This is a genomic window from Anaerotignum propionicum DSM 1682 (genome assembly GCF_001561955.1).
Lineage (GTDB): Bacteria > Bacillota > Clostridia > Lachnospirales > Anaerotignaceae > Chakrabartyella > Chakrabartyella propionicum.
Window position 1 is genome coordinate 2,507,701 of record NZ_CP014223.1, and the last position, 24,381, is coordinate 2,532,081.

At 39.9% G+C, this 24,381-nt stretch carries 33 protein-coding genes; all 33 read right to left on the reverse strand.

Features of this window, described 5'->3' with window-relative positions; all coding sequences use genetic code 11:
• Positions 1-9: 9 nt before the first annotated feature.
• On the reverse strand, positions 10-1,266 hold the full coding sequence (locus tag CPRO_RS11715; RefSeq protein WP_066052061.1) for a phage tail spike protein: 1,257 nt from the start codon (positions 1,264-1,266) through the stop codon (positions 10-12).
• Positions 1,266-1,403 (reverse strand): XkdX family protein, encoded by a 138-nt coding sequence (locus CPRO_RS15060; protein WP_236782342.1) that lies wholly within the window; start codon positions 1,401-1,403, stop codon positions 1,266-1,268. Before CPRO_RS15060 ends, CPRO_RS11715 begins: the two co-directional genes overlap by 1 nt.
• A complete protein-coding gene (locus tag CPRO_RS11720; protein WP_066051814.1) occupies positions 1,400-1,702 on the reverse strand; it encodes a hypothetical protein in 303 nt (100 codons plus the stop codon). Before CPRO_RS11720 ends, CPRO_RS15060 begins: the two co-directional genes overlap by 4 nt.
• 2 nt (positions 1,703-1,704) lie before the next feature.
• Positions 1,705-2,892, reverse strand: a complete 1,188-nt coding sequence (locus tag CPRO_RS11725; RefSeq protein WP_066052064.1) for a BppU family phage baseplate upper protein — start codon at positions 2,890-2,892, stop codon at positions 1,705-1,707.
• Positions 2,892-3,599, reverse strand: coding sequence for a distal tail protein Dit (locus CPRO_RS11730; protein ID WP_066052067.1), 708 nt, complete (start codon positions 3,597-3,599; stop codon positions 2,892-2,894). Before CPRO_RS11730 ends, CPRO_RS11725 begins: the two co-directional genes overlap by 1 nt.
• Before the next feature lie 2 nt (positions 3,600-3,601).
• On the reverse strand, positions 3,602-7,987 hold the full coding sequence (locus CPRO_RS11735) for a phage tail tape measure protein (RefSeq protein WP_066052071.1): 4,386 nt from the start codon (positions 7,985-7,987) through the stop codon (positions 3,602-3,604).
• 163 nt (positions 7,988-8,150) lie between these two features.
• Positions 8,151-8,237: a putative holin-like toxin gene (locus CPRO_RS15840; protein ID WP_256150112.1), complete on the reverse strand. Its 87-nt coding sequence runs from the start codon at positions 8,235-8,237 to the stop codon at positions 8,151-8,153.
• 117 nt (positions 8,238-8,354) lie between these two features.
• A complete protein-coding gene (locus CPRO_RS15930) occupies positions 8,355-8,486 on the reverse strand; it encodes a hypothetical protein (RefSeq protein ID WP_257721876.1) in 132 nt (43 codons plus the stop codon).
• Positions 8,487-8,524: 38 nt separating this feature from the next.
• A complete protein-coding gene (locus CPRO_RS11740; RefSeq protein ID WP_066052073.1) occupies positions 8,525-8,917 on the reverse strand; it encodes a hypothetical protein in 393 nt (130 codons plus the stop codon).
• Between the two features lie 14 nt (positions 8,918-8,931).
• Positions 8,932-9,522 carry a major tail protein gene (locus CPRO_RS11745; protein ID WP_066052076.1) on the reverse strand — a complete coding sequence of 197 codons (591 nt, stop codon included), beginning with the start codon at positions 9,520-9,522 and terminating at the stop codon, positions 8,932-8,934.
• Between the two features lie 15 nt (positions 9,523-9,537).
• Positions 9,538-10,020 (reverse strand): hypothetical protein, encoded by a 483-nt coding sequence (locus tag CPRO_RS11750; RefSeq protein WP_066052080.1) that lies wholly within the window; start codon positions 10,018-10,020, stop codon positions 9,538-9,540.
• Complete coding sequence (locus CPRO_RS11755) at positions 10,001-10,354, reverse strand: hypothetical protein (RefSeq protein WP_066052084.1); 354 nt, start codon at positions 10,352-10,354, stop codon at positions 10,001-10,003. Before CPRO_RS11755 ends, CPRO_RS11750 begins: the two co-directional genes overlap by 20 nt.
• Positions 10,341-10,697, reverse strand: coding sequence for a hypothetical protein (locus tag CPRO_RS11760; RefSeq protein ID WP_066052087.1), 357 nt, complete (start codon positions 10,695-10,697; stop codon positions 10,341-10,343). Before CPRO_RS11760 ends, CPRO_RS11755 begins: the two co-directional genes overlap by 14 nt.
• On the reverse strand, positions 10,666-10,971 hold the full coding sequence (locus tag CPRO_RS11765) for a hypothetical protein (protein ID WP_066052090.1): 306 nt from the start codon (positions 10,969-10,971) through the stop codon (positions 10,666-10,668). The genes CPRO_RS11760 and CPRO_RS11765 overlap by 32 nt, the downstream gene beginning before the upstream one ends.
• 145 nt (positions 10,972-11,116) lie before the next feature.
• A complete protein-coding gene (locus CPRO_RS11770; protein ID WP_236782347.1) occupies positions 11,117-12,403 on the reverse strand; it encodes a phage major capsid protein in 1,287 nt (428 codons plus the stop codon).
• Between the two features lie 27 nt (positions 12,404-12,430).
• On the reverse strand, positions 12,431-13,192 hold the full coding sequence (locus CPRO_RS11775) for a head maturation protease, ClpP-related (RefSeq protein ID WP_066052094.1): 762 nt from the start codon (positions 13,190-13,192) through the stop codon (positions 12,431-12,433).
• Positions 13,170-14,357 (reverse strand): phage portal protein, encoded by a 1,188-nt coding sequence (locus tag CPRO_RS11780; RefSeq protein WP_066052097.1) that lies wholly within the window; start codon positions 14,355-14,357, stop codon positions 13,170-13,172. Before CPRO_RS11780 ends, CPRO_RS11775 begins: the two co-directional genes overlap by 23 nt.
• Positions 14,358-14,369: 12 nt before the next feature.
• Positions 14,370-16,046, reverse strand: coding sequence for a terminase large subunit domain-containing protein (locus tag CPRO_RS11785; RefSeq protein WP_236782348.1), 1,677 nt, complete (start codon positions 16,044-16,046; stop codon positions 14,370-14,372).
• The gene (locus tag CPRO_RS11790; RefSeq protein WP_066052104.1) at positions 16,033-16,350 is read right to left on the reverse strand and encodes a P27 family phage terminase small subunit; all 318 of its coding nucleotides are present in this window, start codon (positions 16,348-16,350) and stop codon (positions 16,033-16,035) included. Before CPRO_RS11790 ends, CPRO_RS11785 begins: the two co-directional genes overlap by 14 nt.
• A 101-nt stretch (positions 16,351-16,451) precedes the next feature.
• Positions 16,452-16,949: an HNH endonuclease gene (locus CPRO_RS11795; protein WP_236782349.1), complete on the reverse strand. Its 498-nt coding sequence runs from the start codon at positions 16,947-16,949 to the stop codon at positions 16,452-16,454.
• 1,550 nt (positions 16,950-18,499) lie between these two features.
• Entirely contained in the window at positions 18,500-18,889 is a 390-nt protein-coding gene (locus CPRO_RS11815; protein ID WP_066052119.1) for a hypothetical protein, read from the reverse strand.
• Positions 18,876-19,058 (reverse strand): hypothetical protein, encoded by a 183-nt coding sequence (locus tag CPRO_RS11820; RefSeq protein ID WP_066052122.1) that lies wholly within the window; start codon positions 19,056-19,058, stop codon positions 18,876-18,878. Before CPRO_RS11820 ends, CPRO_RS11815 begins: the two co-directional genes overlap by 14 nt.
• A gap of 36 nt (positions 19,059-19,094) precedes the next feature.
• Entirely contained in the window at positions 19,095-19,625 is a 531-nt protein-coding gene (locus CPRO_RS11825; RefSeq protein WP_066052124.1) for a Holliday junction resolvase RecU, read from the reverse strand.
• Positions 19,626-19,648: 23 nt separating this feature from the next.
• Complete coding sequence (locus tag CPRO_RS11830) at positions 19,649-20,641, reverse strand: phosphoadenosine phosphosulfate reductase family protein (protein WP_236782350.1); 993 nt, start codon at positions 20,639-20,641, stop codon at positions 19,649-19,651.
• Positions 20,642-20,822: 181 nt separating this feature from the next.
• Entirely contained in the window at positions 20,823-21,551 is a 729-nt protein-coding gene (locus tag CPRO_RS11835) for a rolling circle replication-associated protein (protein WP_066052127.1), read from the reverse strand.
• 259 nt (positions 21,552-21,810) lie between these two features.
• The gene (locus CPRO_RS11840; RefSeq protein ID WP_066052130.1) at positions 21,811-22,368 is read right to left on the reverse strand and encodes a hypothetical protein; all 558 of its coding nucleotides are present in this window, start codon (positions 22,366-22,368) and stop codon (positions 21,811-21,813) included.
• Between the two features lie 85 nt (positions 22,369-22,453).
• Positions 22,454-22,582, reverse strand: a complete 129-nt coding sequence (locus CPRO_RS15935) for a hypothetical protein (protein ID WP_257721879.1) — start codon at positions 22,580-22,582, stop codon at positions 22,454-22,456.
• A 118-nt stretch (positions 22,583-22,700) separates the two neighbouring features.
• Positions 22,701-22,982 carry a hypothetical protein gene (locus tag CPRO_RS11845; protein ID WP_066052132.1) on the reverse strand — a complete coding sequence of 94 codons (282 nt, stop codon included), beginning with the start codon at positions 22,980-22,982 and terminating at the stop codon, positions 22,701-22,703.
• A 25-nt stretch (positions 22,983-23,007) separates the two neighbouring features.
• On the reverse strand, positions 23,008-23,292 hold the full coding sequence (locus CPRO_RS11850) for a hypothetical protein (protein WP_066052135.1): 285 nt from the start codon (positions 23,290-23,292) through the stop codon (positions 23,008-23,010).
• A gap of 13 nt (positions 23,293-23,305) precedes the next feature.
• A complete protein-coding gene (locus CPRO_RS11855) occupies positions 23,306-23,521 on the reverse strand; it encodes a YdbC family protein (protein ID WP_066052138.1) in 216 nt (71 codons plus the stop codon).
• A gap of 13 nt (positions 23,522-23,534) precedes the next feature.
• Positions 23,535-23,822: an AbrB/MazE/SpoVT family DNA-binding domain-containing protein gene (locus CPRO_RS15960; protein WP_066052141.1), complete on the reverse strand. Its 288-nt coding sequence runs from the start codon at positions 23,820-23,822 to the stop codon at positions 23,535-23,537.
• A 38-nt stretch (positions 23,823-23,860) separates the two neighbouring features.
• Complete coding sequence (locus CPRO_RS11865) at positions 23,861-24,085, reverse strand: hypothetical protein (protein WP_066052143.1); 225 nt, start codon at positions 24,083-24,085, stop codon at positions 23,861-23,863.
• A gap of 12 nt (positions 24,086-24,097) precedes the next feature.
• Positions 24,098-24,262 carry a hypothetical protein gene (locus tag CPRO_RS11870; protein ID WP_159430693.1) on the reverse strand — a complete coding sequence of 55 codons (165 nt, stop codon included), beginning with the start codon at positions 24,260-24,262 and terminating at the stop codon, positions 24,098-24,100.
• Positions 24,263-24,381: the final 119 nt, after the last annotated feature.

A 24,381-nucleotide genomic window follows, 5' to 3' on the forward strand; every position in this document is an offset into this window, starting at 1 on the left:
TTTGCCCCCTTATACTCTGTTGCCATTTGTATCTAAAATCGTTTTATAGGTACCGTTTATCCCATTGCTGCTAAACCTTAACCCACTGCTGCCAAAGTGATATATCTTTGTTGCCGTATCTATGGAATTGGTATCTATACAGATATAAAGACCCTGACTTGTTATAGTAGCAACTCCATTTACTAAATTAAATACTTGTTTTACCTCAGTAGATGCACTTACAGCTGTTAAAAAACTCTTTTCCCCGCTGGTTACGGAGGATGTCAAGTCAGCTACAAAGTCTCCCAATTCCACCTCATTGTATTGTTCAAGTAAGCAATCCCATTTATAGGAAATGACTTTCGCTTTTTTGTGGAATCCCATTTTGACATTAGAAACCGTCACCACATCCCCCAGCTGAACTTCTTCCAAAACAGCATACTCCTTGTATTCCTCTGTTTGGGTAAGCATCTGGAAATTGGCCTTTATATTCACTTTGGGCAAATCGCATCCCTCAGCAAATAAATTTTGTACTGCATCAGGTAATTCATAATAGGCTAAACTGCTATCCTCGAATACATGGATCTTCGGGTAAAGGTAACTATTAATGTATGGACTATCCCGATACCCGCCCGACATTGCAACCCCATCTTTTCCATAGGCGTAAATTCTAGTGGCCACCTCTGATATATCTTCGCTAATTTCAAGTCCTACAAGATTTTTGCCGTACCGAATGGCAACGCCCCGATCCTGACCAATAGAAGTTTTCATAGAAACATTGAAGCCATCCCGCAGGATTTCCCCGCCAAAGACCTTCACAAAACTGCTTGCATCTTCATCATCACTGAGCAATGCGGCAATGGGGTTTACTTTGCTTGCAGAGACCGAACCAGTCCCCGACATATTGGTTGTAAAAGCAAAAGGCATGGAATAGGCAAAGGCATTTTTGATACCATTTAGCACATTTTGCGCTGTGCCTGAAACGCTGATATTTAAACAGAGATTGTCCAGCAAATCATAAAAGATATGTCGGGCATTTACTTGAATTCCATTCATATCTGGTTTGATGTGATAAATGCGAAAGGGCTGTTTTCCACAGGGTGTGGATGCAACAAGAATTCGCTCCTTTTCAATGTCCTCCCATTTCCCCCACTCATCATAAGGGTGTTCCATTTCCAGCTCATACAATCCGTTTAATTCCTCTTTTACAGTACAAAGGCTCGGAAGCAACGCCCCCAAGCCCAAAGTATCAAATGTTGTGCTATTCTTTTCATGTATGGTAATCATTAAACCACCTCATACTCCTGCCCTGTGATTTCTGCAAACTGCTCTGCTGTGATTTTGCCACTTTTTACGAACATGCCTACATTCTCAGCAGAATAAATCTGAGAATCAAAATACCGCTTTACAATTTTATAAATCATCTCACCACCCCCTGTTGATTCAGCAATAATTCGGCTAATGTCATATCAATCTCTGTCTGTTTGCTTAGAATCATCTGCTGATTTAATAGCATTTCAGCTTGTAGGATTTCATCCTCTGTGGATTTGGGAATGGAATCTTGTAGTTCAACTTCTTCCCATTCACCATTGTTATACCGTTTTCCTAAAATAGATATATCCTCGTTGTCCAAAGAAATATAATTGTGAAGTTCTATCTCTTCATGCACCCCTCTTATTTCTGCACAAATAGAATCCTCCTTCAAAACTGCATAATATCGCATGGTTATCCCCTCACTTTTGTCATCTCATTGTAGTAAACATCTACTCTTACATTACATGTTCCTGTAATGGGTGGGTCAGTAATGGCATTCCTGTGATACCAATTCAATGCCTCTACTTTTTTTATGTAAGCAGTCTTAAAGTTGGGTACAGAAGCCGTTATCAATGCTCCCGATAAAGCACTTGAGCCATACATATGATAAGCAAAGCCAAAAACCGCACCCAGATATAAATAATAAGTGTAATTCCAATTACTATAAACCAAGCTGATTACTTGTGTTGTATTATCATAATAAGTAAGCCTGATATTTCCTGTAATTCCAGACCTGTCACCATAACCACTGGGAACACTTAAGATATTTATTTTTATATAATCCAATGGAACAGGCGTATCAAACTCAATACCAAAACTAACCGTTCCTTGGGTACCGCTGGCTACCGGTGCAGGAATTGTTGTAACAGCACTGCTTTTTACTCTCTGAATCATTTGATAATTCAAGTTAAAATCTGTTAATGCGTTCAGCTTCCCCATTACCGTCCCCGTCGTTGCCGTTGCCCCTGTATCCGCAGTATTTCCTAACCTCTGCACAACCCCATCCACAGAGTTGTTATTGATTGCATTCTGTAGCAGTGTGGTTAAATCCTCGGAAACATAGTTGCATAGATACTCCCAAGCATCCCACATGGTATCAATGGTAAGCTGATTCGCAATCTCCCCAGGAACACCGATATTTTGCACCATGGTAGTCATTAAGTCATGGGCTTCGTAAAGGTTTTGATATAGCACCACCAATGCGCCATATTCGTTACTACTTTGTACTGCATTTTTGGAAAACAAACTTTTAACTACATGTATTTTAAACTCCATGGTTTGCAAAATTTGTACGTTTTGGTAGTAAATAATAATCTGTGCTTCCACATATCCCACTTTTGCAAGGGTCTGGTCTGTTAGAGGGAATTGACACCTGCCGTTAGCCGCCTCCGTAATCACACCGTTATTGTAAATCTCGCCACCGTCCTCGGGCTTCCTACAATAAAGTCGTACCTCATGACCTGATAGATTAATAGGCAATCCGTTGTCCTTCAAATAAACATCTAAAAAACGGCTGTTAGAGTCGTTCTGCACAGCCGTAATAATGCTATCTCTCTTTACTTTCACATCAACAATAACCTTGTCATAAACTTGAGCCATTATAACCACCTCCATTTCGGTTCCACTTCTATTTTTGTGACACTTCCTGTCCAACTGATACTATTTTCCCCTACCTGAAACCGAGGAAAATCCAAAGCAGAGTATTTGTTGTTTGCATTAGTGACGTCTTTATAAACTTCCATCATCTCACTATTAATGGTTACACTGCCATTTATACCATTCAATCCATAATTCGTGCCGTTTACGGTTAAAATGATGTTGCCATTCCCATAAACCGTGATAGTTGGTTCTGCATAAACATTTCCATTGTTGGTAATGGTCTTGGGTGTAGTCAGAATAAAATGATCTGCGAAAGCATTCACAGCATATTTAAAAGGAAAGGTATCAAATTGTATCAGGAATTTCGAGAAACTATTTAAAACTCCGTTCATATCCATTTGATTTTTCACCATGACACGATAGCTTTTATCCGGTTCATTGGAAAAAATAATTTCTCCATACCCATCCAGCCACGCATTGATTTTTTCCGCATACTGAGGTACATCTTTCCTCTTGTTTTTAATGGCACACTCCACTTCTTTTGTATAATTTAGATAGGTCCCTTCGTCGTTATGTAGTACACCGTTTCTTCCCGGAATCTTGATTTCTGAAACCGTTCGCTCCGGTTTCGTGATAGGAGGAACCTTTGTCACGATAATACCCATGTCAGTGCTTCTTATCCCTTTAAATGTGAAATAAGGCTGCATGATTATTTCCCTCCTCTTGCCGAACTGCGCTGCTTTCTCATGAACTCACCTACTCGCCAGAGGTCTGATACATCCCGATCACTCCCATTATTTACATTTGCAATCTGTAAAACTAAATCGCCCTCGTTGATTGTAGTGGCACTTGAGGTATTGGTAATCTGTTGCCTAGCAATATCCACCCCAGCTCTTAGGGTATCACGTATGGATTGCTCTACATCTGCAGCACGGCCTTTCCATGGTTTGATATATCCATCCACAGAATAATCGCCAATCTCTTCAAACTCACGGGAAGGTGAATGGATATCCAATTCATCCCTAGCCGCTTCGATAGCAGCTCTCACAGTTCTTGTAATTGCCTTTACAACTTCTGATTCCCCCTGCTCAATGCCCTTTGCCATACCTAACATACTTTGATAGCCTATTTCAATGGACGCATCCTCTAATACACTGATTTTCTCAATCAACATATCCGTGTAAGTTTGCATCTGCTCTTGAATCAAAGCCTGGTCAGCTTCCCATTTTGCGAGGACTGCTTTCATTCCGTCGCCGCTTCCCCCTTCACTCTTTCCTTTGGGGGCTTTTTCATCTCCTTGGCCTTGGCTTTGATAGCCTCCCCCATCCACAATTCCTTTGGTCACGTTTTCCGCAATATTCTTACCCGCATCATATGCCTCTGTTTCCAAACCATTGAGATCAGATATCAACTCATCTAAATAGTTGGTTTTCAGATCATCTTTCTGATCTTTATAAAACTTATCTGCAATTTCCTGAGCCTTTTGCTGTTTCTCTTCCCAATCTTCGATATATTTTTGAAAAGAAGCATCACTTTTACCAAGAAGCTTTTGTGCGACGTCCGCCCCATCCTCAACGCCCATTCCAGCAATTTCATTGAGTAACCCATCGGAAATGCCCTTTCCTTTTAAATCGTCCAGAGCCTTTTCATACTTTTCTAATGCATCAATCTGTTTTTCAATATTTTCAAGCTGAACCTTGCCATCATCGTCTCGAGAGAATAACTCTCCATAATCCGCCAAATTGTCAGCCATTTTCTGTTGCTCTGATACAATATCATTGTAAATGGAAATTACCTCGTCAAACATTTCCTGAGTAGAACCCACCCAAGCTTCTTTATTTCCCTGTAAATACTTGTCTCTCTCTTTTTTCGTATTGGTAATATAGGTTTTTAAGTCAATGAACCCATTTTCATATCTTTTTGATATTGCTTCGCTCATTGATTTGTAGGAATCCTCTAAATTTTTAGCGGCTTTTTCCGCTTCTTTTTCCAATTCCTCCGCCTGTTTTTGTTTCCATTTGTAAAGCTCAACATTAACACTTTTCCATTCATCGCTGGTTTCCTTGAGATACTTTTTTTGAACGCCTTGCAGCTGGTTATAGAATTTCTTTTCTTCCATAACTCCGGTATCTCGTAAATACTCAAGTTCCTTGCGGGCGTTTTTATAGGCTTCCACATTTTTATCAACAGCCTGTTTACTGCTTCTTGCGGCCTTAGTCGTAGACTTAGATGCGGCCGTGGTCTTTGAAGAAACCGCCCCAAGATTTTTCTGCAAGTTTTTTAAACTATTAATCTGGGCTTCTACACTTGCCAAACTAGCGGTATCCGCTTCATTGGCCATAGCTTTGGAAAAGGCAAGAGCTGTAAAGCTTCCTGCAGCATCCACTGCCGCTCCCGATTCTTTATTCAATTTGTCCACAAGACTTGTTTTTTGAGCTTCCAAATCCGCAATTTGATTTTGTATTTTCTGCTCGATTAAGTCTTTATAGGCCTGTTCATTGATGGTGATTGCTCCTGTTTCTTCATCAACGGCAAGGGCCATTCCATATCCGGCATCAATCAATTTTGCCGCTGTTGCATGGGAGATTTCTCCTGCTTCTGCCTGTTCTTTTAGGGCATTGGTTGCCAAATCTACGCTTGCATTTACTGCATTGGTGGCATTGCTTAATTGTTCAAAGGCAACTTTATTGTTTTGTGCTTGCGCAGCAACTGCGCTAATGGCTTCCCCTGTTTTATCAATCTGCCGTTGCAAGGCGTCATATTTACCTTGAGAAGATTCTATTTCTTTGCTTAAGGCAATCTTAGAATTTCGAAGCTCCAGATTCTTTTGTTCCAAAGCATAGGTGCTATCCCCAACCTCACGCAATGAAGCAATCTCTTTGGCATTTGCCGCAATCAGGGCGTCCGCTTCTTCAATCATTGCCTTTGTATCCTGAATCTTTTTTTGTTCCGCTTGCTGTTCGGCAATCAGGCGTTTCATTTCCTCCTCTTGCCGTAACTTTTCTATGTAGGCCTCCATATTATCAGCAAGGACAATATAACTACCACTTTCACTGTCAAGAATTAAGACCTGTTCCCCCAACAAAGTATTGATTTCTTCCGCCCTGGTTGCCAGTTCCGCCTGTTGCCCTGCGGTTTTCTCGGTGATAGCATTTAGCTCCTGAAATCTGGCAATGGCGCTTTCCGCCGTGGTCAAATCATACATGCGATTCTCTGAATCCCCTTGAATGGTTTTCATGGTTTCGCTGTATTCTTCACCGATAGCAGTAACACTGTCTTTGAATTCCTCCGCCGCTTCCTTACCTGTCAGCATATTTGCAATAAAGGATCCCGCAATCACACTGGCCAAGGCTGCAATGGCGGTGGCAGCCAAACCAATGGGGGTTATGTTTAATGCTGTGGTAAATGCAACCGTTGCCGCAGTTCCTGCCGCTGTTGCTGTTCGATAGGCAGAAACCGCAGTGGATAAAGCGCTAATCCCAATTGCCGCTTTTCCGGTTAAAGTCATCATAGGGCCAATGGCTGCAGTAATGGCTAATATCTTGATAATGTTTTCTTTTTCCGTTTCATTCAGGTTAGAGAACCATTTACCCAAATTTTCAACGCCCTCTATTGCGTTATTCACCATTGGTAAGAACTCACTACCCATGGTAATAGCAATATCATTTAAGGTATTCTTTGCAATTTGAATCTGACTGGCTGTGGTCGCATAGCGTTTTTCTGCTTCTGTAGCCAGAGCGGTATTATCAATCCACGCCTGATTTGCCATATCCAGATTTTTTGTTAAAAGTCCGTTGGATGTGGCCATTGCCGCCACCGCATTAGACAGACGAATTTCTGTAATGCCCAAATCATCTAGGGTTGCAACAACACTGCCACCGGAACGCTTAATCTGTCCTAATCCATCGATAAACGCCGCCAATGCCTTCGAGGGATCATGTTTCCATATTGCAGAAAACTGCTCCGCCGTTAAATTTGCAACCTTAGCAAAATCCCCTAATCCTTCAGAACCTGTTGCGACCATAACTTCAAACTGCTTTACCAACTTAGAAATGGCACTGCCTCCGGCTTCCGCTTCAATGCCAAGGGAAGAGATTGTCGTAGCAATAGCCAATATCTGTGGTTCTGTGAATCCAACCAAATCCCCCGCCGCCGCCAACCTCGAGGACATTTCCACAATTTCTGATTCAGTGGTAGCGGCATTGTTTCCCAGCTCAACGATGGTAGACCCTAACCGCTCATAATTGGCAGGATCAAGCCCTGTAATATTCGCCAATCTGGCCAAGCTATCCGCCGCTTGATTTGCAGATAAGTTTGTACTCTCACCTAAGTCAATCATTACTTTTGTAAAAGATAGTACATTTTCTTTTTCAATACCAAGCTGTCCAGCCTGTTCCGCTACGCTGGCGATGTCATTTGCAGTAGCAGGGATATCCTTTGACATTACTCTGATTCCATCAGAAATCTTTCCCAACTCTTCCACGGTTCCGTCTACCGTTTTTTCTACTCCGGCAAATGCGCTTTCATAGTCAATTAAGGCTTTAGCAGAGTATGCCGCACCCGCTGTAATCGCTGCAGAAAGTACCGTCATTTTTCTTCCTGCACTTTCTAAATGTTCACCAGCGTCTTTTGCATCATCTGCTAATTGTTGAAGCCTAGCAGATTTAATATTTCCCATTTCTGCATTCATTCTATTCAAATTGCTTGTAACCGTGTGAATGTTGGCAGAGATAGCATTTAAAGTATTGGCTTGCTTATTGTACGCCACCTGCGCCTTAGTGGCTTCCTTGGATCCCTCTCCAAATCGAGCATTGGCATCTTTTAGTGCTTTTTCTAACACATCTAACTTTGCCTTTTGCTTCTCATATTGCTGGGTAAGGAGAGACATCTTTCCTTTTTGATTCTCAATCTGTTTTGTTAAAACCATAGATTGGTCTTTTAGCTTACTTGCGCTCTTGTCATTTTCATCATAAGCCGAAGTCACACTTTTCATTTCGGCATTCAGTGCTTTCATTTCGCTATTAATTTTCTTAACAGATTCCCGAAATTCAGCTTCACCCGCAATTGATATACGAGGGCCAATATCATAAGACATAAATTCACCTCCTAAAAATAAACATGAAAAAAGCACCCTTTAAGGATGCTTTACAAATCTAAATCATATGCTATAATAGAACTAAGTAGGAAACCGCCACTAGGTGGTTGACCTCAGTAGAGCAAAGCTACCCTAACCGGCCAAAGTTATGTGGGTAGCTTTTTTATTTTCTCTTATCTATGTAAGAGAGAAGTGCTATCAAAAATAAGCCAAATGTAAGCATTATCATAAATACTTCATATGTACCCATAGCACCACCCCCAATCCTTAGTTAAAATTGGAGGTCAACTACCCAACACGGTTTCCATTTCTTCATTTTACCATATTTTTCAAAACCATTCAACTTATGAATATCCACTTTGAAAGATTATAACAAATCCGGAATCAAATCATCATCCGTGACAATCTCTTTCATTTTTGCGCCTTGGCTGATTTGATGACAAGCAATCAAATCACTCAAAAGTCCGATAGGCGTAGCCATTACTTCATAAGTCTGCATATTAAAAAACCTGCCGTAATAGAGAAACCACGCAAGCGTTAATTCGTCTGCGTGGTTTCTGCGTTTTTTGTATCTGCCTCTACTTCTACCTCTCTTTTTAAACCAATCGCAATTGCCTCCATAACCGCAATTTTCATCTCCGTACATTCATAAGGCCCCATGGAAGCCTCCGCCACCTCTCGTGACAACAAATTCCCTTCTTCCCCAAACAATAGGCGTTTATACTTGACTCCCCATTCATTGAGTAGGAAAAATAACCACATAATGTTATGGATTGCATCCGGCGTTATATCCATATCCATGGCAGTAGTTGTATGTTTCAGTTCTCCAAACTTTGCATGGCACTCTGCATAAGCTTGCAGGGAAAAAGCAAGGGGGTAGGTTTTACCCCCCACCTCCCGCTCAATCATTCTAACGCTTTCATTTTTCATCTAAATACCTCCCCTTATGCAGATTTCTCACCAAGGATAGCCTTAATATAGGCTCTAGCCTCACCCTCTGTGTCAAAAGTTGCTTCCCTCTTCCATGCATGATTTGCACTTTCGTCACGCATAATCGTTGCGGCAATTTCAGAGGTTTGCCATTCAATGGTACCTCCTTGTGTAGTAGCAGCCTCATCAAAGATAGAAAATTTAATCTTTGTAAACACCAGTGCTCGCCATTTTGGAGCACCATCTTTCTTCTTTTTGATAATAAACCCAAACCCTAAGTAGGGGGGATTCATATTATCATCATAGATCAATTCATTAACGGTTTCCTCACCAATTGCGAGTTTTTTTGGTGTAATACCCATAATTAATGCACTCGATTCTTGCATTAAATCATCCGTTGTCACGGATAACTCTCCACCACCAAAGGTGCTGTCTGTTTCAGCAACGCCATTATCAGCATAAAGATTATTATCCTTTCCCGCTTCAATGGAAGTGGACATTTCAACCGCCTTTGCCAATACTTGTCCTTGGGTATATGTAACAACCCCATCCTCTGTGGCATTATATTTTGCAACATAGGGATAACTCAAACCAATCTTTGCCATAATTTCAACACTCCTTTATACTTTTTTACACTCTCGCTCAATCACTTCTTGCATCTTGCGAATTGCTTCATTTTTCTTCCCCTGGACAGCCGGCTCCACAAAGGGTGTTGCGTTCCTTACGCTGGATCCACTCTCTATGGAACGTGCCAAAAGTTGGTTGGGAAGTCCGTTGGGATATTTTTGCGTTGGATAACTGCCATAACCATCAAATCCAATTTTTGTACCGTAGATTCCTGGACTTTCTTCTCCAATGGGTGCTATTCCCAAGGAATCCAATAAGTCCTGTTTTTGAACCCTTGGCACACCCATAAATTGCTCCCCTGCTCCCAACATTCTGAATTTATCCTCCGGCAGAGCTTCTAGATTATTTCTGATTTCATCCGCTACCAATCCTGCCGCTTCATAAACAGCCTTTTCAGCAATTGCTTGCGTATTTGCTTCCATTCTGGATAGCATTAACATAAATTCATTCGTGCCCTTAAAAGCAATCTTGGCCATCATCCTCACCCCACTCATAATCTACATCCACATACCACTCATAGTGAATAAACCCAGTATCCTCTTCATACTGCACAGAATTTAACCTCCATGAAATTTCTGCATCATCGAACTTTCTTTGGATCCTGAAGAAATCATGATCAAATTCATCCTTGGTGAAGAAATGTACTGCACAGCGGATAGCCTGATGCGTGGTCTTATTATCAGCGTGTCTTGCGCCACTTTGGCTGATTTCGCTCCAAACAATATATTTATTGCCGGGCTTTAGGGGTTTGTAGTGAAAAATACTTTCAGTAATGGTAAGCAGAGTATCCCTCAACTCAATCATTGTCATAGTTGCTCTCCACCCTTTCCAGTAATAATTCCATTTCCTTAGGTTTGGTATTTTCTATGTAAACAACCTTTTTTACTTCATATTTCTCTTTGCTACCCAGAAAAACCGCTTTATCTTGAGCACTTACCTCAGTCCGATAAGGGCATCTCACAATTTCATCTATCTTAATATTCTGCTGCAAAGATTCATGAAACCGTGTGTGGCCTATAGTCCGCCGCCGAAATCTTAGACGCACTTTTTCCACAATACCCTCTTTGGGCATATTACCCGGTTCTGCGATATTTCCTACTGTGTATATTGTGATCACACCATCATTGTACATCTGCATTTTTTTCTGCTTCATAATTCTTCACCTCCTGATGGATTTGCAGCATCATCAATTCATGAAGGTAATTCTGTTGGAACTCATTTAAGGCACCGCTATTAACATACATAGCATACTCAAAAAGGAGGGCTCTGGCTTGCCCCTCCTTTTCATAATCTTGTTTCCCACCCGCTGCATGATTCAGATACTCCATGCCTCGTGTTACGATACCTTTTATTTTTTTATTGGTATCAGCATCATCCCATGTAATATCAAGATAATTTTTCACAGCCTCTAATAATTCTTCCATCATCCTGTCACCGCCTCTATGGCTGCCAAAATATCTCCTTTTAAATTGCGACTACTTAGCCCGGTAATACCGAGGGATTCCGCATATTCCAACAGTTCCGTTTTGTTCATACCCTCGGTATTGCGGGTGGATGTGCTAAGCGTCGCCATTAAGGGTTTTCAGGTTCACCTTCACCTTGGGAAGTACCACCCTCACCGTTAGTGATTACCTCATTTGTCTGTCTAAGCTCCGATGTACTGGTTACCTTTACCTCCAGCACGTAGTTTTCTAAATCTTCAATATTCAGATAAACAAAGGCGTTTTCGTCTTTTGGCCTACCATTGCCATACAGTTTTGCACGGTATAATCTTTTATCTTCTTTAAACATTGCATGGTCGGAATGCTCAATCTTTCCCCCTTTCCCTGTTCCTAGACCCATGAAGTATTGCTTACCCAAGCCAATCACCGCCCGCCCCACAGGCACCGCTGTAGACTGAATTGTTTTTGTTGGATAAGGAAATACATCACTTCTAAAAGTCCCATCTGTTGCTCTTACCGTAGTAGCAGGGAAAACTTTTGTGAAATAGTCTGTAGGATTTACCACCAAAAGTACAGAGGGAATGGGACGTCTTTTATTATTTGGTGCCTTGGATAACGTATCCAGCAAACCACCATAGGTAGGTGCATCCAACTTTGTAATTGCCACCGCTGTTTTATGGGGGTGCACACCATCCACTGCACCGCTTAATGCCCTTGTCATGCCCAAGGGTTTTTCATTCCCATCCCCATCCACGATAGCAGTTTCCAAACCAACGGCGATGGCCTCGGCCAGAACTGTTCTCACATAACGATCCAACCATGCGGGACCTAAATCGAGCATGGCATTGCATACGGGAATATACGCAGAAAGTTTTGTGCTGCCCAATTCCAAAATAGAGAAGGTTGCAGACAATTCATCCACAATTTCTCCACACAATTCACCCCACCCTGCGGTGCCGGATGTGGCAGAAAGAAGCCACTTTGTAACCGCTCCCGTGTTCTGAAAATCCACCTCATTCAACAAGGGATGATTCTCCTGCAAATATGTAAAGATTTCATCAATAACAGTGGTGGGCATCACATCATCAATCAAAGTAATTGCTTGCTTTGGATCCACGGACTTCATAGCATCAATGACCTTTTGATAGTATACATTTTCTTGACTGGTAAGCTGTCTTACACCCCTTTGGGCTAAAATACACGAATCTGCACCCTGCACCGCTTGCTCATATTCCTGCATAACCGCTTCCTGAACATTGTTGGCCAAGTCCTTAAAGGCTTGGTTAAACTGCTCAGGGTTATCCTCTGTAATTGCCGAGTTCATTCTTTGCAAAATGACGTTCCTTTCCTCCTGAATTAGATCAAGACTTTTCATAGCAAAAAACTGTAAATCCATTTTCATTTTCATTTTTTTCATGTAATCTCTTCCTCTCTAGAAATAAAATTAACATCCTTTTACGGATGTCATAAACTTTTGTAATCTATTCTGTTGTGGTTCCGCCGGAGGCTGTGGGGTTGGTTCCTTGGGTGGTGTGGCCAACTGCTTTAATTTTGCAACCAGCTCCAAGTTTTTTCGTTGCAATGCCTCATGACTCTCTTTCAGTGCTTCCGCCGCTTTTGCCATATCCACTTGCCGCTCCCCGATTTCATCACATAGACCATACTCAAAGCACTGGGTGGCAGTCAACCACGTTTCAGCCGCCATAATTTCTATAAGCTGCTCCTCGTTTAATTTACCGTTAGACTTATCCAAGTAAGCTTGACGATTGCCTTTCATGATAGCGTCTAAATCCTCGGCATTTTTACGATGTTCTCTGGCATTGCCTATAGACATATTCCACATATCGTGCAACATTTGCATGGTGGGGCTGGCCATTACTACTTTGTCACAGGCCGTTAATATGTAGGATGCCGCCGAAGCTGCAAACCCGTCCACATAACCGGTAACACAGGCTTGATGTCTTTTTAATTGGCTATGAATACCCATAGCCTCTTTCACATCTCCGCCATAACTATTGACATATAGATTGATAAACTTTGCATTTGGGTATTTTGCAAGTTCTTCCCTGAAATGATTTGCCGATGTTTCGCTTGTAATCACCTCGTCATTCCACCAGTCATAACTATCAGGCCTAATGCTTTCATAGATATACATTTCCAGAGTATCCGGCGATACAGATTGTTCAAGTTTCCAAATTGTCCTCATTTTTCTCACCTCCCTTCATTGCCCGCAAGGCATCCTCTACCAACTCATAATTTTTTGTAATGAAGTGCTGTTTTGCCCAAGGTTCATCTATGGGATTTTCACCGCATAATTGCAAAATATCATTCACGCAGAAAACACCCGAGCCAATTAATTTATCAATGGACGTAGAAATACTAAACAAATCAATATGCTTAATGACACGTGTATCAATTTTCAGATACGTCCCTTCCGAAAATGCTTTAAACCCATAACGCTTGCGAATGATTTCCTCCTGTATCATATCCACCAAAGGATCCACAGCAAATGTTAGTGTGAAGTCTAGTGCATCCTTGGTACCTTGCACATCCCCACGCAAAAGAGATGGATGAATACCAAAGCCCTTGGCAGTAAAATCAGAAATATCATCAATCATTGCTCTGATATCCCTAGTGGTTTCAGCCGCATAGGTTTTTTGAGCGGTTTCATCCACTTTTTGACCTTTGCCCAAGGGTAGAACCGCATTATCCGATTCAATAAATTTTTTAAACTTATTCTTTATCAAATCATCAAAATTCTTTCTTTCTTCACTTCCGGCAACGGGCAACGTATCATACTCAAATAGGAATTTTCTTCCCCTTGATTTTTGATAGGCACTTATGCTGTACTGAATCAGTTTTTCATACTCGCCATATAAATCATTAACCACCTGCCGCATGTTTTTATTATTTAATTCAAAAAACAAAACGTCTGACTGATAAAAAGTCTTTTGAAATGAAAAATCGCCCACAGTTACCTCCGTGAACGTATTTTCAAATAAAACCTTTTCATTTTTTGTGTAACTATCCGCAACCAGCAATTGTTCCCCTATACAAATTACAAGACACTCATTATCTCTGCACAGTTTTGCAATTAATTTGTGTAAAAATACGCTTGAATTTTGATTCTTATTTGGTTCGTAATTCCACAAATAATACTCACTGCCCTTTTTTTCTTCCCCCTTCACATAGGTTTTAAACTCGCACTTGCTTAAGGCATTGGCCAGAATATTGGCAGCCGTCCAAAACGCCGCTTCCCTGATGCAAATAGTGGAGGTATACTCTTGCAAAATATCGTCTATTTCATCACCGGAAATAGAAACACTTTTTCCCCCACCCACTTTACTACTTAGCCATTCTAAAAAGCCCAACTTATCACCCCCTTAACAAGTAATGACTGGTATATCATCAAAGCTGCAAGCAGCCTCTTCCAGTTCTTCTTCCCCAATCATGGAGTGCACTACAGCCATAAATGGATCCGTTTTTCTGCTTTTCGGTTCAATTTTTCCATAATAGAAATTTCCCGTTTCTTCTCCTTTGCTTTTTCCTGCTGATATTAATTTTGTGTTATTTACCGCCCACCGCAATGGAGGGTTGTCACCCCAGGTAAACAAATGACGGATAAAAACATCATCTATGACCTTCTGCACCTTGTATATATCATTCGGCCTTACCAATTTAACATTTTTATACTCTTTTGCATCAAACCCAATTTTTCTTAATTCGCTTGCTACAAGAGCATATTTGTTGTTATCCAATAAGATCAGCTTGATATTATATTTCTGCGCCATTGTTGCGATATAATCACATAATAGCCTTGGGTGAATGGTAACATCATCCACAAGTGTCAAAAGTTCCTCATCTGCCCAGGCCTTCCATGGTGCCTGAATCCTGTCTAAATCTTTGGAATTTAAACACAACCATGAATGATTGATATCATACCTTTCCTCGCCTTTCGTGAAATGAAAATTTACACTTGCCAAGTCGTTAATGGCAGCATAGTCAATCCCAACAGTACAGCTCCAACCGGACATATCCGGCAACGGCCTATTGGTTGGAATAACATTTTCCTCAAAGTCTGTTACTGCCAACTCCCGATTGGATCTGGGGAAATTCATTCTTTTTGTATAAAACTCCGTCTTGATTTCTTCGGAATATTTCATCTTCCCAAACTCTTTTTCCATGGTGTCTTGCAAAATAGGCAAATATTTCAAAGAAGGATTTGCTTTGTGCCACATTTTCGGATTGTATATTTCTTTTTCATCATTAATTTTATAAAGCAAAGGAAGGGTTTTGGAATTCTGTATTACACCATTCAAAATGTCATAACATACTCTCAATTCATTATCCAAAACCCCCTCCCTCACATGACCGTTTGTTGTGATTTTAAAAATACGAGAATGTTTGCGCTTACCAAAACCACTGGTAAAAACGTTGATAATCTCATAACTCATGTACTCGTGGATCTCATCAAAAATCAGGCACGCAGAACGTTTACCATCTTTTGTCCTGGCATTGGAGGTATGATATTTGATCACGGAGCCAGTCTTTAAATTCCTGATTAGTTCTTTGCTTTTGTAAAAAAACTTTTTAAGCTTTTTCCAATGCCGCTCCAACACATCATAAATATCATTGAAAGAAGTTTCTGCTTGGTCCTCTGAATTTGCTATGATTTCTATGTTGTATCCTTTTACACCATGATAGTGGGTGCTTAGGTACCAGCTCACTGGAGAAATAAATCCATTTTTACCGTTTCCTCTGCCCATCATGATGATATATTCATCAAAAACAACAGTGTCATTGTCCAAATTATAGCAGTGAATCAATGCAAATAAAAAAAGCTCCCAATCAAAGAGCTGTAACTCAAAATATTTTTCTGTTAATTCTACAGCCTTGTTTATCTTGTCCACGTCAATAAACACATTGGGTTTATTTAACCCTTCTTCAACAATGCCCAGGGCCATAAATATTTCATCCCCGACAATAATTTCACCGCTGTACACACCGTCAATGTAATCATCAATATAGGGGTGATAGGATTTTTTTCTACATCTCTTCATCAGTATCATCACCCACCTGACAAGATGGTTTTAGCGCTAAATAATCCAAAATACATAGCATTTGTTTATTAACTTTCAATAATTGTTCCACACTTTCGTTCTTTTTTATGCCCGCTTGGCCTCCTCCATTATTATATTTTACCGTTACACCTCTGCCTTTTATATCTGCTAACAATGCATTTTTTGTATCCCACAATTCTAGATAATCCCGCACTAAATCAAGATAATATTTGCCTAACGAGCCATTCCGCTCTAGCTGGTCGACCAGATCTTTTTCCAGTCCTTTTCTTGTAATTTGCTTCATACCCCCACCCCCCTCACGTGTGAAATGAATATTTCTGAATTGTCTCGACCCACCTGAGTAACAACGAAAATCTTAAACTGCGTTTTTTTCGACCGGGGGTATCACCATTTTTCCTCGGTCAACGGCTTCTTTTTTTCGTACTTTCCCATCCGCTCCGGATGGCATTCTGTTTCATGGCAATACTTGCACACGCTGATAAGGTTTCGTTCTTTCCTCCCACTTTCATTTGTGTAATAACTGCTTAAGCATAGCAAAGGAAACTGCCTCAACTCTTTCACATGATGTACTGTTGTTGCCTTCGTGTATCTCTTATATTTATTTTTGCATACTTGGCATTCAAAATGGTCTCGTTCAAAGATCTCCCGCCTTTTTCTTCTCCATTCGGGCGAAGTATAAAACTTATGTACATCGCCGCTTCGAATCAACGCAATTAATTCAGTCAACCTCTTCATTGCTTCCCCTCTTTCTTGCAATAAAAAAGGACACCCATAGGTATCCTTAATCAAATATCTATTTATCATACACAAATGGTTTGCCACACTTTTTGCAATGCTTGGTTCCGTTCTTCCACCATTGGAGTGGTGCAGTACCTTTTCCACAATTGGGACATCTTTGATAAATTAAACTAATAATTAATATAATAACCGTAAGCCCCACTGCCGTATAAGCCCAGAACAAATAAATTTCTGGTGAACCAGCATACAAAACACGTGGAATTATCAAACAAAAAACAGCCAAGATATCAACAACAATACACATTCTAGCTTTATTTCTACTTAGCATAAGATTCCCCCTAACTTAAATTGATTAAGGACTGCCCCAAACATTCACATATCTATTTATCATACTCAAACACTTTTCCACAATTAATGCATTCCTGTGTTCCACTCTCTGACCACTGCGGCTCAACAGTTAACTTTCTACAATATGGGCATCTAAGATATTTAAGTCTAATAATAAGCACAGCAATCCAAAGAACCGGCAACGTCCACGAGAGAATTTCTCGTAATACAGATTGCCCTTCAATAAAAAAAGTAATGCAAAAAATAACAATAACTAAATAGTACAACACAATATATGCTCTTGCATATGGTCTTTTCAGCACATTTCCATCCCCCAGGTTTCTTTAATCATATATCTATTTGTCGTATTCAAATACCTTATAACAATTACTGCACTTCCGCGTTCCATTCTTTGACCACTGCGGCACAACTGTTAACTTTTTACAATACGGGCATCTAAGGTACTTAAGCTTAATGATAAACGAAACACCCCAAAGTCCACAATCTGTCCATAAAAGAATTTCCCATAATGTAGATCCACGATGCATAAAAGAAATAATTATAAACATAACAAAAGCTATAGAACTCATCACGATATATACTCTAGCATACGACCTTTTTAGCACGTCCCCACTCCCAGTTATCCTGAATCACATATCTATCTATCATACTCAAATGGTTTCCCACACTTTTTACAATACTTGGTATCATTCTTCGACCATTGTAGTGGAACACCACTATATCCGCAATGTGGACATTTTAAATACTTATCTCTGATAAATATTGCAACACCTTGAAAACCGTATCCTATCATATAACCAGTGTATCCATGTATCCAGCTGCTTCTATCGCTAAAATATGCAATAGAGAAAATAACAATAGATAACAAATACAACATAATAACTGCTCTACCATACGACCTCTTCAGCATGCATGACCCTACCCCCAGTTAAACACACTTCACACAAAACGTGATGCCATTCTTCGACCATTGTAACGGCATAAACCAGTTATCGAAGTGGTTTCAATTTATTTTTTTAACAATAACATTGCTAGAGCAGAAAACAAAAAAGAAGTTATAAGCAATATTTCAGTCATGTTATCAAATAGTACTTTTTGTATATAAAATTATATATACTATTTAAAAAATAATTTTCTTTGTTTGATATTTCATTTCTTTGTACCTACCCTTTTAACAAAATTTAACCATAAGACCTTTTCTAGCATATCCCCACTCCTTTATAATCGCATATTATTATACCATATTTTTACAATTAAAACAAGAAATGTCCGGACAACCTAGTAAGTATTGGCCAAATATGTATGCTACCATAATAACTCAGAAGTAAATACATTTGGTGCCAACTTTATTTTTTTGTGGATAAAATCCCAAAGAATTTTAATTTCATTCTGAAAAAAGCTCTTCTGCTCATTGGTACTTCCAAATGTTCATACCTCACCCCATCCACCACATTACTTAGTATGTACGGATAAAACTCACTCCCCGCTTCCATTGCCGACTGTTCTATGATCTCTAACTCCTTTTCAAGTTGCAGCCGCCTAAGTGCTGTATTCCCCGTCCTGTCAGATATTTTGTTTCCTCCTCCATTACTGTCAAAGCCCGGTGAAGAAAGCTCTGTAATAGAACGTAACTGAGACTGCTTTTCCCGATATTGCTTGCAAAAATATTTTAACTCCCGATAGCGGTAAGTAGAAATATTATAATTTTGCATTTTTAAATCTCTATCTTTCTTCATCGTCCACCACCTCTCCTTTAACTTGTCCACATCGCTGTGGATTGTTTAAGCAATGGTTTTTACATTTCGCTTTGTTAATGCAATCCGTACAGCAGATATTTCCCCGCATATGGTCGCAATTAAATATTTGGCAAGCTCTATACTTTTTGTTTTTCACTGTTGCTTTCATTCTGCACCCCCTTTTAAAGTTATCTCGTCTTGATTCTCACCCTTCTTGCAACTTATTGCAATAATCCAAAAACAAAACAGATCCATTAAACTTAACCTGGTATTCCTCAACATCATTTGCAGTAATATACTTACGTCCATAATTCTCTTTCATATCCCGCCAGATCTTCCAAGGGATGAAGAAAAACTCATCTTCAAGCCCAACGCATACTGCCGCTACTGCACCCAAATTCATATGGCTTTCTAAAGCCTTTTGTTGGTCTGTCGTTAGCACGTCTCGATTCATCCGGTCGGAAGTTGTGGTCTTTGCTTCAAATACGATAGACCGTCCATTGTCAAGGGTTCCTTGAAAATCTGGTTGGGCATGAGCTGTAAACCTCCCCATAAACATTCCATCATTGCTTTTATTCAAAACCCGAAAAGGTTCAGGTGTTTTATTAATATCTGCCCGACCGTTTTCTCTGTATGTATTGCACCCCGCCAGAATTGCAATTTCAAATAAATGCCCTAGAGCATTATTCGTTGCGTTTTGGTGTTGCCGCTTCGCAGCTTGCTGATTGTAAGCCATTACTTATCCCACCTTTCTCATATCTAGTATTTGATTCCTACATAGTCCAACACTGGTTTCATTCCCAACCCACCTTCATTCCAAGATTTTAAACAATAACGATAAACAGGCGGATGGGTTATTTTCATTCTTTGAAAGCGGTTAGGTTCTTGCTCCAAGTGGTCACCAAACATACAGAACATGCATCCTGTACGACTAACTCCTGTTGTACGATACTTTGGCGGAACATATCCATCCAACCACATTTGTCCATCCATTTCACAATCGGGAATCACTTCCCCATATACAGATGAAATTTGGATATCATTTTTCACTATGTATTCAAGCACATCATTCTCAACCCATAATGACATTGGGTTACTGATAGGAAATTTTGAATCATACAAATTACAGCCGCCATTAATCCACTTTTGCGTTCTTAACTTACTTTCATCTGCCATTTGCCCTGTGATTGGCACCTTACCAGTTTTTCTATAAAATTTATGTAGCGGCCTTTTCTTCATAACATCACAACACAGATTACTTACACCAAACGGTGCATCCAATAAAAAGTACCACTTGCTTTGATTGTATTGTGATTTCTTGCCCTCAAATTCCAGTTCACCACAAAGTTTTTTCACATAAACATTTTCAGGATCATTTGTTCTGCGTGCATAGTAAACACACTTTGATACTTCTTTGCTGATCACAGGGTAACCGTACTTTTCAATGACCTGCCTAAAACTCATATCAGGCCTTAAAATTGTTACATTATCGAAAGCTTTTACAAACTCTTTTATTTCCGGATATTCTAGTCCGGTATTTACGAAAACCGCTTCAATATCCGGATACATTTCTCTGACTATATGTAATAAGACTGTGCTGTCTTTTCCACCTGAAAATGAAATATATACACCGTTTGGTCCATAACCGTCTACCCATTCTCTAATTCTCTGGCGTGTCATTCCCAGTTTTAAATGCATTGGGAGGGATTGCATTTGTTTTAATTCTTGCATCGTTCTTTTGGCTTCATCCAAACTAATCCCTCTTTTCCTTGGACTTGAAACTAAGTTATATGCTAATTCCGTTTACTCCCTCCCAATAAAATCACAATCCATCAAACACCAAACCTTATTGGTACCTCCGTTTTCCTTGCACCTTTCACAATTCATGCAAGTACCATCTTCGCTACTGAAACACCTCCGACACAAGCATTTCTCACAATTCGGTTTTCTCTTTTCCCGTTCCATAATCATCACCGCCTAATCTAATCGCTTTTAAATATCTTATAGGGCCAATTTCCTCTGAAAAGTATTCACTGCTTTCCACAACCAGATACCCCTTGGGAGGTTTGGGCTTCTTTTTCGGGTTAGCTGAATTTATTTTTTTTACAACAACTTTTGGTTGTACCAAGTTTCTACTTGTGGTCCATCTTTTTTCATACTCTTTTATATTTTCCTTGGTTATGTATCTGGCCAGACCTGTATAATCTCCGCCTGGCTCTAATTGGGAAATCATAACTCTTCCGTTTCCCCACAGCTCCGTTAATTCCTTAAGGGTAATATCCATGGCATTTACCAAAAGATGATGATGCTCACGACCACTTTCCGATTCTGTCACAACGATGTATTTCACAGACGAAAGACCTTTTTTCTTTCTCCACCGTCTCAAGCGGCTCAAAAAGTTCCGCAGCTCCCTTTTGATTTCTTCTCTGGATAATCGTTTACGATATGTAAGAGTAATAAACAAATCCCCCAGCCTGAAATTCGCATTTATCAATCTGGATAATTTCCTTCTAGCTAATTTCAAATTTCGTTCTTTCTGTTCTTCCGAAGTCAGTAGTTCATTTTGTCCTCTGTTATATTTTTTTCCAATGGCTCTTGGGGAGTAATACTCCTCACACTCATATACGTCTCCTGCCCATATATGTTTTCTATATCTTGGCATTGCTTTACCCCTTTCTATAAATAACCATAGCCCTAATGTTAATCTTATTATCGAGGAGTTAAAGGGCAACTCTGCCCCTAAAGTCCTAGGTTTTAGAAACAGGCTTTTTCATGGAAAGCAACCCAAAACACTTGTGAAACAAAGTACTATGTTGTATAATATAAGTACTATATCTTGGGTTTATCAAAAGCCCCGCCCCTCTTCCTACGCCTATAGGAGAGGGGCATTTTCTTTATTCAATTTACCTATTTGTCCCGCTTCATTTTTCTGCAGCGTCACGCCTTGCCTCAGCTCTGCATCGGTCGGCTAATGTATCTAAGGCTTCATAAAGGTCAGTTCCCCCTTGCCTATACTCCATAATTACAGCAGACAGCACCATCCCATCTTTCACTGCAATGGCTCTTGCACCGCCACTTTTTCTAATAAAATATCGTATGTAACCAACTTCCTTTTTCACGGTCGGCGCCATTAGTTCTGTATTAATCCAAATAACACCATCAAATGTGTATATTGGCGTGAGCAAACTTCCCCCATAAATGACGGTAATCCCTGCATCCTCTGCGGTTACCTCCACCTCATCAGGTAAATCATTTTTCAGTATCCGTGAAGATTCCTCTTCACACCTTGCAAGCCACTTTTGCCTTTTATCATCCGATATCCCCATTACTGTTAAAACGGTATTCTCATCCAATACAGGCATGTTTTCCAACCGATAGACAGCGCTGCCGATACTCAACCATTGTTGACCATCATCATCCTTCATCAATACCGCCGTCTTATTTCTTTTTGCCAGTGATGTAATTTTAGAAAACTTCATATTTTCACCTCACAAACCCATCTCGCTATTTTATTTAAAACCTTGCCCCACCCTTGACACTGCAAGAGAGGGGCACATTTTTTACCTATTCTTTTTGTTCTTCCATAACACAAACATTCTGTGTTTCTTCCTTATTATAATCACCATTACAATCACAGGTTTCCCCATGGTCTAAGGACGCTCCACAAATGGGGCAAACACTAAATTTACTCATATAAACCTCCTATGTATTGAATATTAAAATCTCTTGTTTGAAAAATGAATTTATGCTATAATAAATTTGTCGTTGGTGCTGGGTTTCCCAGTGCCTTTTTTATTGCATAAATTCCTCATTATCTCCTCCATGGCTTGTCCAGCCAAAGCCCAACCAAAACAATAACCAGTACAATAGCACAGCACTCAAAAATTAGGAGGGCTTTTTCCGGTGCCGATTTTGAAAGGGATTCAAAAAATGTTGCTGAGATTACTGCTACAATCAAAATAAAAATACTTTTGAGTAGTTCCGATAGAATGCACTTACTACGCCTACGCTTTTGTAATTTCTTTATACGCTTTTGCTTACGTTGTCTTAAATCAAATATCCTCTCTACTTCTAATACCTCCCTTGGTCCCATTGCCTTTCCTCCTTTCTTAGGATACTCATACCTTACAGATTTCAACCCGCTCCCCCTGCTCTCGTCTCCGCAGAAGGTTATACCGAAAGAACGTTTTATGGGTAGGAAGCTGAACCACGAAACCATGATTTAATAATTGCACCACGGTACCTTCCCGCATTTTATATTTCCCTTTGTTCTGCACGTCTTGACTGACTTTGTACTGTCTTACTTTTGCACCAATCTTTAATCCATAAGCCTCTGCCTTGGCACGAGTCATATTGTCAAAAACCGAAGCTTTAGGCGGTTGGCTTACTTCTGATCTTGCCATAGTCCCCGCCTCCTTATAGCTCCATACAATTTAATATTTCTCTGAGAGCTTTTGCCTCATTTGTAGTTAAGACAATACCCTTACCGCATTTTGTATGGGTATCATTCCACCCACGAATGTCAATCTTCTCTTTTCTGCCGTTCCAGCTAATTAGATTAACCTCTTTTTGAAAATCTCCCTCTGAAATAACCCCGAATGTTTTTGAAATTTCAAACTCTTTTGCTGGCATATGTATTTCCTCCTTATTTTTTTTCTTTTCCAGACTTCATGATTTTTTCTATCTCTTCTATTTTCTTAAGTAAAATAGGTTTCATTTTGCCGCAATCCTCAAAAACTACTCTATCCTTCAGGCGGCTAGCCATAGTAAGCAAATCATCAACAGCGTCATACCGCTTCAGTATGATGGTATCATCTTCTGTAAAAATTTCTAAAGTATCTCCAATGCCAATTCCCAAATTTCTTCTAAGCTCTATAGGCAAAACAATCCTCCCAAGCTCGTCCACTTTTCTTGTAATTCCTGTAGCTTTCATAATTTCATCCTTTCTATATGTCATAAGAAATCAACTTTTTACAACATCGCCTCTGCCAGTACGTGAGGATCAAGCTTTAACTTATCCTTAAACACCCGCAAATTATTAACTGTAAATTCCTCTGGATAATGATTCATTCGGCGGTTATACGTTGAAACCGAAACATGTAAATAAACCGCCATTTCATCCCGGCTAATTCCGTTCTCAAACATAGCCGCCTTTATTAACGCTGGTAGTCGTTTATCTACCTTTTGCTTTTTCAATACTTACACCTCCTACTCTCTGATTAGCTCAAGCAAGAGAATTGCTCTTTCATTCGCCTCGCACCATTCTCTTTCGTAACCCTTCTTGGGGCTACTCATAAGATAATTTGAGCTATAAGCAAATACATTGTTCATTTCCATATCGTAATACTTTTGAAGCAATTCTTTTTTGTCCATTAAAAATTCCTTTCTCATCTTTACAAGATTTTTATTTTTCCTTTTGTGCTCACAACCAATCGTCATAAACAGACAGTGTATAGAATATTATGTAATTTCGTGTTATGCTTTCTTTATAG